The sequence below is a fragment of the Lutibacter sp. B1 genome (assembly GCF_012524075.1).
Lineage (GTDB): Bacteria > Bacteroidota > Bacteroidia > Flavobacteriales > Flavobacteriaceae > Lutibacter.
The window spans coordinates 150,416-164,731 of the sequence record NZ_JAAZUI010000006.1 but is presented as its reverse complement, the minus strand read 5'-3'; the positions used below and the strand labels follow the sequence as shown (position 1 = coordinate 164,731).

Annotated in this window: 16 protein-coding genes; 3 read left to right on the top strand and 13 right to left on the bottom strand. The window is 30.3% G+C overall.

Translation table 11 applies throughout. The annotated features are described in order from the left end of the window. Positions 1–240: 240 nt before the first annotated feature. From HGB55_RS05390 to rsfS, 7 genes are read right to left on the bottom strand one after another with little or no spacing between them, the layout of a single operon-like run. Positions 241–855 (bottom strand): YceI family protein, encoded by a 615-nt coding sequence (locus HGB55_RS05390; protein ID WP_168815400.1) that lies wholly within the window; start codon positions 853–855, stop codon positions 241–243. 11 nt (positions 856–866) lie between these two features. Further along, on the bottom strand, positions 867–1,127 hold the full coding sequence (locus HGB55_RS05385; protein WP_168815398.1) for an acyl-CoA-binding protein: 261 nt from the start codon (positions 1,125–1,127) through the stop codon (positions 867–869). A 20-nt stretch (positions 1,128–1,147) separates the two neighbouring features. Continuing rightward, a complete protein-coding gene (locus HGB55_RS05380) occupies positions 1,148–1,798 on the bottom strand; it encodes a phosphatidylserine decarboxylase family protein (RefSeq protein WP_168815396.1) in 651 nt (216 codons plus the stop codon). Between the two features lie 2 nt (positions 1,799–1,800). After that, positions 1,801–2,616 carry a phosphatidate cytidylyltransferase gene (locus HGB55_RS05375; RefSeq protein WP_168815394.1) on the bottom strand — a complete coding sequence of 272 codons (816 nt, stop codon included), beginning with the start codon at positions 2,614–2,616 and terminating at the stop codon, positions 1,801–1,803. A 3-nt stretch (positions 2,617–2,619) separates the two neighbouring features. Further along, positions 2,620–3,207 carry a hypothetical protein gene (locus HGB55_RS05370; protein WP_168815392.1) on the bottom strand — a complete coding sequence of 196 codons (588 nt, stop codon included), beginning with the start codon at positions 3,205–3,207 and terminating at the stop codon, positions 2,620–2,622. A gap of 43 nt (positions 3,208–3,250) precedes the next feature. Continuing rightward, positions 3,251–5,227 (bottom strand): ATP-dependent zinc metalloprotease FtsH, encoded by a 1,977-nt coding sequence (ftsH, locus tag HGB55_RS05365; protein WP_168815390.1) that lies wholly within the window; start codon positions 5,225–5,227, stop codon positions 3,251–3,253. Positions 5,228–5,256: 29 nt separating this feature from the next. Next, positions 5,257–5,628: a ribosome silencing factor gene (rsfS, locus tag HGB55_RS05360; protein WP_168815389.1), complete on the bottom strand. Its 372-nt coding sequence runs from the start codon at positions 5,626–5,628 to the stop codon at positions 5,257–5,259. 87 nt (positions 5,629–5,715) lie between these two features. Here rsfS and HGB55_RS05355 point away from each other — a divergent pair, with 87 nt between their 5' ends. Beyond that, positions 5,716–6,453 (top strand): biotin--[acetyl-CoA-carboxylase] ligase, encoded by a 738-nt coding sequence (locus HGB55_RS05355; protein ID WP_168815379.1) that lies wholly within the window; start codon positions 5,716–5,718, stop codon positions 6,451–6,453. A gap of 12 nt (positions 6,454–6,465) precedes the next feature. Here HGB55_RS05355 and HGB55_RS05350 read toward each other — a convergent pair whose 3' ends face one another. Beyond that, positions 6,466–6,855 (bottom strand): SRPBCC family protein, encoded by a 390-nt coding sequence (locus tag HGB55_RS05350; RefSeq protein ID WP_168815377.1) that lies wholly within the window; start codon positions 6,853–6,855, stop codon positions 6,466–6,468. Between the two features lie 7 nt (positions 6,856–6,862). After that, positions 6,863–7,507 carry an orotate phosphoribosyltransferase gene (pyrE, locus tag HGB55_RS05345; protein WP_168815375.1) on the bottom strand — a complete coding sequence of 215 codons (645 nt, stop codon included), beginning with the start codon at positions 7,505–7,507 and terminating at the stop codon, positions 6,863–6,865. 7 nt (positions 7,508–7,514) lie between these two features. Between pyrE and HGB55_RS05340 the strand changes: the two genes are divergently transcribed. Both HGB55_RS05340 and HGB55_RS05335 read left to right on the top strand, forming a co-directional pair. After that, positions 7,515–8,096, top strand: a complete 582-nt coding sequence (locus HGB55_RS05340) for an NUDIX hydrolase (protein ID WP_168815374.1) — start codon at positions 7,515–7,517, stop codon at positions 8,094–8,096. Between the two features lie 69 nt (positions 8,097–8,165). Continuing rightward, a complete protein-coding gene (locus HGB55_RS05335) occupies positions 8,166–9,788 on the top strand; it encodes a SulP family inorganic anion transporter (RefSeq protein WP_168815372.1) in 1,623 nt (540 codons plus the stop codon). Positions 9,789–9,951: 163 nt separating this feature from the next. Here the strand turns inward: HGB55_RS05335 and HGB55_RS05330 are convergent, their stop codons facing one another. The 4 genes from HGB55_RS05330 to HGB55_RS05315 all read right to left on the bottom strand — a co-directional run bounded on the left by HGB55_RS05330 (position 9,952) and on the right by HGB55_RS05315 (position 14,245). Continuing rightward, on the bottom strand, positions 9,952–10,590 hold the full coding sequence (locus tag HGB55_RS05330; RefSeq protein WP_168815370.1) for an NTP transferase domain-containing protein: 639 nt from the start codon (positions 10,588–10,590) through the stop codon (positions 9,952–9,954). Beyond that, complete coding sequence (xdhC, locus tag HGB55_RS05325) at positions 10,580–11,341, bottom strand: xanthine dehydrogenase accessory protein XdhC (RefSeq protein ID WP_168815368.1); 762 nt, start codon at positions 11,339–11,341, stop codon at positions 10,580–10,582. The genes HGB55_RS05330 and xdhC overlap by 11 nt, the downstream gene beginning before the upstream one ends. A 253-nt stretch (positions 11,342–11,594) precedes the next feature. Beyond that, positions 11,595–13,784, bottom strand: a complete 2,190-nt coding sequence (locus tag HGB55_RS05320) for a xanthine dehydrogenase family protein molybdopterin-binding subunit (protein ID WP_168815366.1) — start codon at positions 13,782–13,784, stop codon at positions 11,595–11,597. After that, positions 13,781–14,245, bottom strand: coding sequence for a (2Fe-2S)-binding protein (locus tag HGB55_RS05315; protein WP_211047350.1), 465 nt, complete (start codon positions 14,243–14,245; stop codon positions 13,781–13,783). The genes HGB55_RS05320 and HGB55_RS05315 overlap by 4 nt, the downstream gene beginning before the upstream one ends. Between the last annotated feature and the right edge of the window lie 71 nt (positions 14,246–14,316).

Sequence of the window (14,316 nt, the reverse complement as noted above, 5' to 3'; positions counted from 1 at the left end):
GCTCGCCTTCAAGCATCTTTTCAATACCACGTTTCTGAATCTGTTTTAGAAAATCATTGAGCTCTTCGCCCGATGTAAACTGCTTCAGAAAATCATTACTTAATAAATCTTCTTTCTTCATGACTGTGTAAAAGTTTAAAATTAAACAAAAAAATATCGGGGGTTGCAACCCCCGATATTTTTATTTACACAGTTTATGAGATAGTGCTAAAAAAAGCCTGCTATTTAGCAGGCTTTTTTTTATTCATATTTTAAATACGTGGCTATATCAATTTTAACTTCACTCCATGTTTTTGAAATTCCATCATCTCCGGTATGTAAATCTTTACACACAGCATTTAAAGCTTCTAAAGCTGCTTGTGCTTTCCAATTATCTAAGTCCATAATGGCTTCAATAGTAACCATTTGATCACTTATTACATAGGTAATAGGGAGTACTTGTGAAATTCCGTTCAAAGTTAAATCAACAGTGCCTGAAGTTTCATTGTTCATATGTATTGTACCAGTAATATTCGATGTGTTTTCCATACTGCCAAAAAAGAATTCTTTTAATTTACGATCTCTAATTGTATCTTTAGTGTATAAACTATTTACAGGAATACTAAATTTTAAATCATTTAGAGCTTCTAAAGCAGTTGAGGCTTTTTTAGGATTATCAATGGTTAGTTTTGTAAAAACTCCTTTAACTGGTACCTTGCTGGTTGTTTTATATGCTGTCCAATTAATAGATGTTGTTTTAGTTTCAACAACATAACTTTTTTCAGTTTCAACAGGCGCTTTTTTTTCATTCTTTTTGCAAGAATGAAATGTAACTACTGTTAAAAGTAGAATACTAAAGAAATAGATTTTTTTCATAATATTAGTAGTTATTTTAAATGTTTATTTACAAGGTTTATATATTCTTGTTTTGCTTCATCTTCAGTTAAATGACTAAGTTGAATCCATGCATTTAATTTAAACGCATTTCGAAGTTCTTCATCTCCACTGGGTTCACTATAGTTATTTCCTCTGGTTGCTTGTTTGTAATATGCATAAATTTTCAGCATAACATCTGGAGGAAGTTTTCTGTCTGTTTTAGATGAAATTTCATAAGCTTTTTGAAATTTTATATCTAATTGTTCATCCATAACAACAAAATTATTAAATTTTAAAGAGTGGCTATAATTTGTTCACCACCTTTTACTTTATCGTTTAGATTAACATTTATTTTCGCATTTAAAGGTAATAGTATATCAACTCTAGATCCAAATTTAATAAAACCACAATCTGAACCTTGAACAACCTGCATATTTGGTTTGGCATAATTTACAATACGTTTTGCAAGCGCACCAGCAATTTGCCTGTATAAAACTTTTCCTATCACGCTATTTTCAACAACAACTGTTGTACGCTCATTATCTTCTGATGCTTTTGGATGCCAAGCTACTAAATATTTCCCCGGATGATATTTACTGTAATTTACAGTACCACCAACAGGATATCTTGTTACATGTACATTAAGAGGTGACATAAAGATAGAAATTTGAAGGCGTTTGTCATTAAAATATTCTTTTTCAAATACTTCTTCAATTACAACAACTTTACCATCAACAGGGGCAATAATGCTATGATCGTTTAAAAACGTATTCCTTTTTGGGTTTCTAAAAAATTGTATAATAAAAATAAAAAAACCAAGTAAAAGTATAGCTAATAATTTATTTAACCATTCTACAGCAACAAAATTCTCAACTAAAATTATTCCAATACCTACTATAAAAGTGGCAATTAAAATTATTTTATATCCTTCTTTATGAAACATAATTATTTAACTAAATGTAAGTATATAAATATAAAAGGAGCAGCAAAAATTACACTGTCAAATCTATCTAAAAACCCACCATGACCGGGTATAAAATTACTACTGTCTTTTACGCCTGCTTGTCTTTTAAACATTGATTCTATTAAATCTCCCAACACTCCAAAGATACTAACTATTCCTGCAATTACAACCCATTGTATACTTGATAATGTATTAAATTGACTTGGTAAAATTAAACTTGCAATAAACGTAAACACCATACCGCCTATAAAGCCTTCTACAGTTTTATTTGGAGAAATACGTTTTAGAAGTTTGTGTTTTCCTAAACTTTTCCCTACTAAAAATGCAAAAGTATCATTTGTCCATATTAAAATGAAAACTCCTAAAATAGTAGTATTAGCATAATTGAATGTTACATTTAAAAATGGAATTTGAACAATTAATGTAAATGGAACTACTATATAAATAATTGATAAAAATATTTTACCAAGATGACTTACCACTTCTTCTTTTTTAGCAAACAATATAGAAGCAAATGTTATAAAAACAGTTAAGAATAAAGCTACTCCAAAATATTCAAATATTGTTCTAGAGTGCTCATTTTCAGCTGTCATTACATTTCCAAAAATAAAAATAAGTGTGCCAATTAAATAAGGAAAAATACTTTTTAACTGTATAATTCTTTTAAATTCAAATAAACATAACATCATTAAAATAAAAAACAGACTAATAAATGTTGTTTTACTATATAAAATTGAAAATATTAAAACACTTACAAAAATGAATCCGGATAGTGCACGCCTTAAAAGTTTTTTCATTGATTATAAATCTTCAAACAATAACAAATATAAGTTTTTTGTATTGGTATTACCATAACTCATAAAGTCTATATTTTTAATGTTTGTGTTGTAATTTTTTATTGCACTAATATTGCTTGGGATATTTCCTTTATAGCGAGTTTTAATTCCTGTTAAACTCTCTCCTTTAGTATTTACTATTTGACTTGTTGTGGCATAAACTATAAAATCTTCAGCTAATTCAGAAATTTTAAATTCTTTTAGTTGGTTTGAAGAGAATAAAATACTACCATTTTCGGCTATTAAATGTTCACAGCCAACAAAAATAGGATATGTATTAGTATAGTTTTTGGTTGTTTTAATATTAATAGTTTTTATAAGTTTAAGCAAATCTGTATCATTACAAACTATATTTTCCCATGAATTTTCTTCAATTATATTCGATAAATTCAATGTAATTTCTTCCAAAGATGTACAGTACAAAAATTTACCATTATTTTTTAAGAAATTTTGAACAAATATCTGGTCAATAGGTAAATTTTGTGACTCTAAAGACGGTTCTTTAGTTTCTTTCGGTTTAGGTGTATTAAAAAATTTTTTTAAAAAACTCATTTTTTATTTTGAATGAATTCAAAATTATAAAAAAGAAATCAATTTACTCTTGTGTTTCTAATGAATTATCAATATTAGTATCTTCATCAACAATTTCATCAGCTGTAATTTCTTCTTTATTAAATGGTCTTTTACCAAAAATAACTTCTAAGTCTTTTTTGAAAATAACTTCTTTTTCGAGTAATAATTCGGCTAAAGTAGTTAGTTTATCTTTATGTTCCTTTAAAATTTGAATTGCTCTTTGGTATTGAGTCTCAATTATTTCTGAAATTTCTTTATCAATTATAAGGGCAGTTTCTTCACTGTAAGGTTTAGTGAAATTATAGTCAGCTTGCCCTGTTGAATCGTAATAAGTTATATTTCCAATTTTATCATTTAGACCATAAATAGTAACCATAGCTCTTGCCTGTCTGGTTACTTTTTCAAGATCATTTAAAGCACCGGTAGAAATATTATTAAAAATTAATTTTTCTGCAGCTCTACCAGCCAGTGTTGCACACATTTCATCTAACATTTGGTCAGTATGCACAATTTGACGTTCTTCCGGTAAATACCAAGCAGCCCCTAACGATTGTCCTCTCGGTACTATAGTAACTTTTACAAGTGGAGCAGCGTGTTCTAACATCCAACTAGCTGTTGCATGACCAGCTTCGTGGAAAGCAATAGTTTTCTTTTCTTTTGGTGCAATAATTTTATTTTTCTTTTCAAGTCCTCCTACAATTCTATCTACAGCATCTAAAAAGTCTTGATGATGTACAGCTTTTTTACCATTTCTTGCAGCAATTAAAGCAGCTTCATTACATAAATTAGCAATATCGGCTCCTGAGAAACCTGGAGTTTGTTGCGATAGAAAATCTAAATCAACATCTTTAGCTAATTTTATAGGTTTTATATGAACTTTAAAAATTTCAGCGCGTTCTTTTAAATCAGGTAAGTCCACATAAATTTGACGGTCAAAACGTCCTGCACGTAATAAGGCTTTGTCCAATACATCGGCACGGTTAGTTGCGGCAAGTACAATTACATTAGTATCAGTACCAAAACCATCCATTTCGGTTAACAATTGGTTCAAGGTGTTTTCTCGTTCGTCATTACCACCTGTAATATTATTTTTTCCACGAGATCTACCAACGGCATCAATTTCATCAATAAAAATAATTGAAGGCGCTTTTTGTTGAGCTTGTTTAAATAAATCTCTAACACGCGATGCACCAACACCTACAAACATTTCAACAAAATCTGAACCTGAAAGTGAGAAAAAAGGAACATTAGCTTCACCTGCAACGGCTTTAGCTAATAATGTTTTACCTGTACCCGGAGGACCGACTAATAAAGCACCTTTTGGAATTTTACCTCCAAGGGTTGTGTATTTATCCGGGCTTTTTAAGAAATCTACAATTTCTTGAACTTCTTCTTTTGCACCTTCTAATCCTGCTACATCTTTAAAACTTGTTTTAACTTTTTGATCTTGATCAAATAATTTAGCTTTGGATTTTCCAATATTAAATATTTGTCCGCCACCTCCTGCACCGCCACCAGACATTCTTTTCATAAAATAAATCCACAAACCAATTAAAAATATAAATGGTAAGTAAATAAATATTTGCTCTAAAAAGTTTGTTTTTTCTATATTGGTGGTATCAAAGTCTAAACTGTACGATTCTTTGTCGGCTTTTAACTCTTTTTCAAAGTTTTGTAAATCTCCAAAATCATAAAAATACATTGGAGTATTGCCTGTGTATAAGGAACTCTTATTTTTTTTATGCTTTTCTTTTTCTAAAGCTTCATTTTTAATATATATATTGGCAATATCTCTATTAACAATAACAATTTTTTCAATATCATTATCCTTTAGAATTGTTTTGAATTCATTTTGACTCAAATTTTTAGTTGATAAACTACCACTGCTAAAGAATTGATATCCAATAATTAAAGCAAAAATGATTCCATATACCCAATAAAAGTTAAATTTTGGGGGCTTAATATTTTTATTACTTGATGTTTTATTATTTTGACTCATTTATTTTTTTCGATAAATTGATAAATTTTTTAATTTGCCGTTGCTATTGTTGTGATTTTGGCGTCTCCCCATAAACTTTCAATGTCGTAAAATTCTCTAACATGTTTTTGGAATACATGCACTACAACATTTACATAGTCTAATAAAACCCATTCACCATTATTTTCACCTTCAACATGCCACGGTTTTTCTTTCGTTAATTTGCTTACTTGTTTTTGCACAATACCTGAAATGGCATTAACGTGTGTATTTGAAGTACCTGAACTGATTACAAAATAATCACAGACCGTATTCTCAATTTCTCTCAAATCTAAAATTTGAACATCTACACCTTTAACCTCATCTATAGCTTTTAAAATTGCTGCTATCAAGTCGTCTGCGCTTACATTTCTTTTTGTCATTAATTTTTTTTTAATTTGTTACAAAGTTATTATTTTTTTATAATAAATTATGTTTTAAGTAACTTTGTTAAAATTACTAATTTATATATGAATATAATCAAACTTGATGCCATTGATTCTACCAATTCTTACATAAAGAAACTTGCAACTAAAAATAATATTGAAAGCTATACTATTGTAACAGCAAATCATCAAACAGCCGGCAGAGGTCAAATGGGTACTGTTTGGGTGTCCGATAAGGGTAAAAACCTTACATTTAGTGTGTTGATTAAGTTTAGTGACTTTAAAATTAAACATCAATTTTATTTAAGTATGGCTATTTCTTTGGCTATTTTAAAGGTTTTACAATTTTATGTTAAAACTTCGTTATATATAAAATGGCCAAACGACATTTTGGCAGGAAAAGACAAAATTGCTGGCATTTTAATTGAAAATATTCTTAGTGGTACTTCAATCAAACAATCAGTAATAGGAATTGGATTAAATGTAAATCAAAAAAAATTTCCTAAAAGTGCAGGGGAAGTTATTTCATTAAAAAAATTAACTGGAAATACTATTGATTTAGATATTTTATTAAAAAAAATTATTGATGAAATTAAGAATTTCGTAGTTTATATTGAACAAAATGAGTTTGATAAACTAAAAGAGATGTATTTAACGTATCTATATAAATATAATGTGCCGGCAATGTTTGAAAACAATAAAGGAATTCTTTTTTTAGGAAAAATAGTTGATATTTTTGAAGATGGTAAACTTGTTGTTGAACTAGAAGATGAAAAAACTCGCAAATTTAATTTGAAGGAAATTAAATTTGCGAATAAATAATAAGTGAGTGTATTATAACTTTTCAGCGTTTTCTGAAAGTGTATTAATAAACTTTTGTAAAGGACTTTTAACCATCATTGCCATCATTGGGTTAAAATCGCCATTAAATAAAAGTTGAGTTTCACAAGTACTATCAGTAACTTCATTGATATTAGTTGTTAATGTAAAGTTTAATTTACTGCTTGCCGCACCAAATACAATTTTACTGAACTCTTGTTTTTCTTTTACTACCAATCTAATTTCAGGCATACCTTTTAAGCTGAACAAAAAAGAGTCACCATCAACTTCAAATTTATCGGTATTTTCAGGCATTAACTGTTCAAAATTATTGAGATCAGTTAAAAATTCAAAAAATTCTTTTTGAGATTTATTAATTACAGATTTTTTACTTTCTAAATTCATATTATTGTTATAATTGTTTCCATTTATCCGGATTTTCTCTCCAGTTTTGTAGAATTGTTAATTCTTTTTCAGAAATATAATTACTATCAAGTGATTGTTCTAACAAATGATCATAATCACTTAATGTAGTTAATTTAATATTGGCATTTTCAAAGTTTTCTTGTGCGTTTTTAAATCCATAAGAAAAAATTGCTACCATCCCTTTTACATCTGCACCTTCTTCTTTTAAAGCTTTAACAGCATTTAAGCTGCTTTTTCCTGTGCTGATTAGATCTTCTATAACTACTACATTTTTATTTTTTTCCAGCAAGCCTTCAATTTGATTTTTTCTGCCATGGCTTTTTGGTTCTGGTCTTACATATATAAAGGGTAAGTTCAAATGTTGTGCCACTAATACACCTAAAGCAATGGCACCTGTAGCTACACCGGCTATAATATCGGGTTTGCCATATTCTTTTTCAATAATGTCAGCTATGTTTTCTCTCAAATAATTTCTTATTTTTGGAAATGAAAGCGTAATTCTATTGTCACAATAAATAGGAGATTTCCAACCAGAAGCCCATGTAAAAGGATTGTTCGGTTGAAGTTTTATGGCTTTAATTTGTAATAGTAGTTCAGCAGTTTTTTTTGCTGTATCTTTGTTCATAATCATAATGCAAATGTATAAAGTTTTTGTGAATGACTGTCCAATAATTTTGACAGAAAATAAGAATATTTTAACAAATTTTGATGTTGTTAATTTTGAAAGTGCTAAAATTTTAGAAATAGTTGATGACCTTTTTAATAATAGTTTAGAAGGAATTTATTTGCTATGCGCTGATGTAGAAAAATGTTGGCAAAAATTTCAATCATATTTTAAAATTCATAAAGCTGCTGGAGGTAAAGTGATAAATTCTGATAATGAAGTGCTTTTTATTTATAGATTTAATAGATGGGATTTACCTAAAGGGAAATTAAAAAAAGGAGAGTCAATAACTGATTGCGCTGTTAGAGAAGTAGAAGAAGAATGTGGAGTCTCTAACCTTAAAATTGAAGAAGAGCTGCCTACAACATATCATATCTTTAAATACAAAAAGAAACTTGTTTTAAAAATAACCTATTGGTTTTTAATGGAAACCAGTTACAATGGTAATTTGATACCACAGTTGGAAGAAGATATTAAAAAGGTTGTTTTTAAAGATAAAAAGGAAATTAAAGAAGCATTAGCCAATACTTATGAAAACATAAAGTTGTTGTTTTAATAATAATATTACCAAAAATTCATTATAAATAAAAATCTTATCTTTGCCGCTTTTTATAAATAACTACCAATGACTGAATTTATTAGAAAGCGAGTATCCAATGTTAGAAACGATATTTTTTCAGGAGTAACAGTTGCTTTGGCACTTGTTCCTGAAGCTGTTGCATTTGCTTTTGTGGCAGGAGTTGATCCTTTGGTTGGACTGTATGCAGCATTTATGGTTGGGTTAATTACTTCTATTTTTGGAGGAAGACCGGGAATGATTTCGGGCGCAACAGGTGCTTTGGCAGTAGTTATGGTTACACTAGTAGCACAAGGTAACGCAATGGGTAATCCAGGAGAAAATTTAGGATTGTATTACTTGTTTGCAACTGTTATTTTAATGGGTTTTATACAAGTTTTGGCAGGAGTTTTAAAACTTGGAAAATTTGTTCGTTTAATTCCACACCCGGTAATGATGGGTTTTGTAAACGGTTTGGCTATTGTTATTTTTCTTTCTCAATTAGGAATGTTTAAAAGAACAGTAAACGGTGAAAAAGTTTGGTTACAAGGCAATCAGCTATATTTAATGATTGGTTTGGTGGCTTTAACTATGTTAATTATGTGGGGCTTACCAAAAATAAAAGCACTTTCAAAATTACCGGAAGCTTTAATTGCAATTTTAGTAGTAAGTACTATAGCAATTTTAGCAAAATTTGATGTTGCAACTGTTGGTTCATTCATTAGAGATGGTGGCGGTAGTGGTTTACAAGGAGGTTTACCAACCTTACAATTAGAAACATTTTCAAAAGTTCCATTTACAGTAGAAACTATTAAATTGATATTTCCGTATGCTTTAATATTAGCTGCTATTGGTTTGATAGAATCGTTAATGACTTTAAATTTAATTGATGATTTAACTGAAACTCGTGGTAATGGAAACAGGGAATGTATTGCGCAAGGTAGTGCCAATATTGTAACAGGTTTATTTGGAGGAATGGGAGGTTGCGCTATGATTGGGCAATCTATCATCAACATAAATGGTGGAGGCAGAGGAAGATTATCGGGTATTGTAGCAGTAGTTTTATTATTGTTATTTATACTTTTTGGTTCATCATATATTGAACAAATTCCAATTGGAGCATTGGTTGGTGTTATGTTTATGGTAGTTATAGGAACATTTGCTTGGAGCAGTTTCAGAATAATGAATAAAATTCCAAGAGCCGATTTATTTGTATTGATATTAGTATCAGCACTAACCGTTATTTTTGATTTAGCTATTGCAGTAACTGCAGGTGTTATTGTTAGTGCGTTGGTGTTTTCTTGGGAAAACGCAAAACGTATTAGAGCACGTAAACGTATGAAAGATGATGGAACAAAAATTTATGAAATTTGGGGACCTTTATTTTTTGGTTCAATAAGTGCTTTTAATGAAAAGTTTGATGTGAAAAATGATCCAGATAAAGTTGAAATTGATTTTGTAGAATCTCGTGTTAGTGATCATTCAGCATTGGAAGCAATATTTAATTTAGTTGAAAAATACGAAGCAGTCGGAAAAACAATTCATTTAAAACATTTAAGTGAAGAATGTAAAATTTTGCTTAATAAATCAAATCCAAAATTTAAAGAGGTTATTATTGAAGATATTGATGATCCTCGTTATCATTTAGCTGCAAATCCGGAAGAATTTACAAAAGGTCTTTTTGAAAAATAATTATGTTGTAGCTACAGTATTTTTTGAATTGTATATCAGGTATTAAAAAGAAATTATTGGTTAAATAGCATAAAAGATTCCTGTTTTCACAAGAATGACAAGTAAGTAGGCTAAAAAGTTATTGTTTTAATTTCAATTGTGTCATACCTGCGGAGGTAGGTGTCTAATTAAATTTAGCATTTTCTAAAAAAGAAATCCACTCTTTTTGAGTATTTAAATTATATAGAATAACGCTGTCATTCACTTCAATAATTGAAATATTGGCAGAACTTAATTTTTTAATTTGAAAATCCAGCCGAGCATTTTCATTTTTAACAGGAATAGTTTTTAAAGATTGACAAAATTCTGCACTTAGTTTTACAGGATGTCCTTTTTTAGTATTGAAAGAAGGGATAACAACTGTATTTTCAGTTTCAAGTATTTTGGTGAGTTCTATTGAATTTAAAATCGGGATATCTATATGATTTAATAGAATATTTGAAGCTTTATTTAATTGCTTTAAAACAGTTTGTAGTGTAGAAAAAGTTCCAAATTCCGGAGATGAATTTACACAAACTTTGATTTGTAAATTTTTATAATTGACAAAGTTAGTAACTGCTTTTTCCAGCCAAGGAATCGCTTTAAAATAATCTTCAAAATTAAAACCTAAACCTATATAAACTTTAGAAATTGTTGTTTTTGAAATTCGATGCAGTTGTTCTAAAATCCAAAAAGAATCATTGTATTTTAATAAACCTTTGGCAATGCCCATTCTTTCCGATTTTCCACCGGCTAAAAGCACAAAAACCGTATTATTTTTCATAATATACTTTCAAAAGTTCTGAGGCAATACTTATAGCTATTTCTTTAGGAGTATTTCCACCCAAATCTAACCCAATAGGGCAGTGCACAGGAGAAATTCCGGGTTTAAAATTTAACTCTTTTTTAAGCATATTGTTGAATTTATTCTTTTTGGTTTTACTTCCAATTAATCCAATATATTTAGTTTTAGAATGAAGTGCCAATGCGGTAATTTCATAATCCAATTTATGGTCGTGCGTCATAATTGCAATATAACAATTTGGTCCCCAGTGTATATACTGTTTGTATAAATCGAAATCAATATCGCTGTAAGTAATTGTTTTATCTACATCAAAAGTTGTTTGCCAGTTTTTTCGGGTATCAAGCAATGTAATATTAAAAGGAGTGTCTTTTAAAATGTTACACAGTTCAACACCAATATGTCCGGCGCCAAAAACGTATAATTCAGGAAATTGGTTCATAGGTTCAATAATTAATTCCACTTTCCCGCCACAACATTGTTCAAATTCAGGACCTAAAGTGTAAGAAAATTCTTTAATTTTATGTTCATTAATTGCAATAACAGCTTCATCAATTACTTTAAATTCCAATTTTCCGCCGCCAATGGTACCAAAAATCTCTTTTTGTTGGGTAACAATCATTTTAGAAGCTACTTTACAAGGTGCAGAGCCCAAAACTTTAGTAACAGTTACTAATGCAACCGATTCGTTTTTATTTTTGAAATTTAGAAGTAATTCAATCCAATTATTCATTTATAAAGATTTAATAGTTTGGATTTTTTTGTGGATTAAATTTAATCAAATTATTTTTATGAATTCGTAAACTTTCTATTTTACTCTTAGTCAAACACTTTATGCTGAATTTATTTCAGCATCCCATTATATTGACTCACTTCACTATTATTATGAGATACTGAAACAAGCTTGCCTGTCGGCAGGCAGGTTTTGGATGACGCAAAATTTATAATAATTAAAGTCAATTAAAATATTTTACCCTAAAAAACAACTAAACCAAACCATAATCAGAAAGCGGTAAATTATAATATCTTTTTCCGGTTGCTTTATAAATGGCATTGATAATTGCCGGAGCAATAACAGGAACGCCGGGTTCACCAACACCGGTTGGTCTTTCGGTACTTTCAACAATTTCTACATGTACATTTGGAGCTTCATGTATGCGAATCATTTTAAAATCGTTAAAATTACTTTGCTCTATAGCTCCTTCTTTAGCAGTAATTTTTCCATAATAAGCTAATGACATTCCAAATACAGCAGAACCTTCCATTTGAGCTTTTACAGTATCTTTATTTACAACCGTTCCGCAATCAATAGCTGTATAAACATTATGAACCTTTACCTTATTATTAATTACTGAAACTTCTACAACAGAGGCTACGTATGAATAAAAACTATAATGAACAGCCAAACCATAAGCGTGTCCTTCAGGTAATTCTTTTCCCCATTCAGCATTTTTGGCAGCAATTTTAAGTACATTTTTAAGGCGTGCTGTATTGTATTTTATAGGATCTTCGGTTTCTTCAATTCTATCTTCACCAATTAAATTCAATCGAAATTCCAACGGATCTTTATTTGCAGCAGCAGCCAATTCATCAGCAAAAACATTGATTGAATATCCGTGAGGAATATTGATTACAGAGCGTAACCATCCAATTCTAACATGCGCAGGCGCTTGGCCAACTTCAATTTTCATATTTTTAATGTCAAAAGGCACATTAGAAGCACTTGAGATTTCCCAACCGGCAGCATAATCAACACCCGGTTGAAATGTTGATGTTATTGATGGAAGCGCAAATCGATGTAGCCATCCGGTTACATTTCCGTTTTTATCAAGTGAAGCTTTCATGTATTGTGCACTTACAGTATGAAAATAATCGTGTTTTACATCATCCTCACGTGTCCAAACTACTTGTACAGGTGCATTTACTTCTTTCGAAATTATGGCAGCTTCAACAATGTAATCGGGTTTTGATTTTCTTCCAAAACCACCTCCCAATAAAGTCACGTTTATAGTGACATTATCGGTTGAGGTATTTAAATAACTAGCAACTTCCTCTCTTGATCTTTGTGGTGCTTGTGTTGGAGCCCAAACTTCACAAGTTTCGCCTTGTACCCAAGCAACTGCGTTGGGAACTTCCATTGGAGTATGGGCTAAATGAGGTAATTGATAAGTGCTTTCAATAATTTTATCGGCATTTTTAAAAGCTTTGGAAATACTACCAATATCTTTAGCAACTTTACCTTGTTTATGTACATTTTTGGTCATTGAATCCATAAATTCTGATGAGTTGTATGATTTATTATCACCAAAATCCCATGCTATTTTTAGAGCCTCTTTACCTTTAAAAGCCGCCCAAGTATTTGATGCAATTACAGCAACTCCACCAAGTGCACCAAAAGGTTTTGTTATTCTGGGAATTTCAATAACAGCTTCAACACCGGCAACTTTTAATGCTTCGGTTTTGTCAAAAGATTTTACAGTACCAAAAGTTACAGGGCAACGTTCAATTGCTACAAACTTCATGTTTGGTAAGCGCTTATCTAAACCAAAAACGGCACTTCCGTTCACATAATTTTCAGCATCAACACTTCTTAAATGTTTACCGATATATTTAAAATCTTTAGGTGATTTTAAGGCTACTTCAGTTGGCACTTCTAATGTTTTAGCTTTTTCAACCAAGTCACCAAAACCAATCTTTTTGCCACTTGTATGTACAATAAAATGATTTTCAGCCACACACTCGCTTTCAGGTACATTCCAAGTTTGTGCTGCGGCAGTGATTAGCATTGCTTTTACGGTAGCACCCATTTGCCGCATAGTTTCGTATAAATAGCGAATACTTCGAGAGCCATCGGTATTTTGATCTCCATATTTTTTATCGCCAACAGCTTGTTGAATTTTTACCATTTTCCAATCGGCTTCCATTTCATCAGCAATAACTGACGGTAATGAAGTTCTAACACCATTCCCCATTTCGGAACGTGATGCAACTAAAATTAAACTTCCGTCAGAATTTAATTGAACAAATAAATTTGGATTGAATTCTGTTAAATTTTTAATTTCTTCTTTTTCTTTATCAGAAAAAATAGAAGTATTACACGCTAAAATTAATCCGCCTGATGCTAAACCTATACTTTTAACAAAAGTTCGTCTGCTTAAATTTCTTATGGTACTCATGATACGCTTTTGTTTTTAAGTTCAACTGTATGGTATATCGCTTTTTTTATGCGTTGGTAAGTTCCACATCGACAAATATTGCCAATCATAGCTTCGTTAATTTCTTCTTCTGTCGGATTTTCATTTTTATCAAGCAAAGCTGCAGCAGCAATTAATTGTCCGGGTTGACAAAAACCGCATTGAGCAACATTTAATTCGACCCAAGATTGTTGCAGTAGTTGTAAATTTTCAGATTCACCTTCAATAGTAATTATTGATTTCCCTTCTGCAGCTGAAACAGGAATCATACACGATTGCACAGGAGAACCATCCATTAAAACTTTACACGAACCGCAAAGCCCAATTCCACATCCATATTTGGTTCCGGTAAGCCCTACAATATCACGTATTGCCCAAAGTAAAGGCATTTCAGGAGCAACATCAATTGTTTGTTTTTCTCCATTAACGTTAAGTGTAATCATAATATAAGTTGTTAGTTAGTAGTTATATTAGCCAACAATTTAGTTATTTTTTTTTAAATGTTATTTTATGA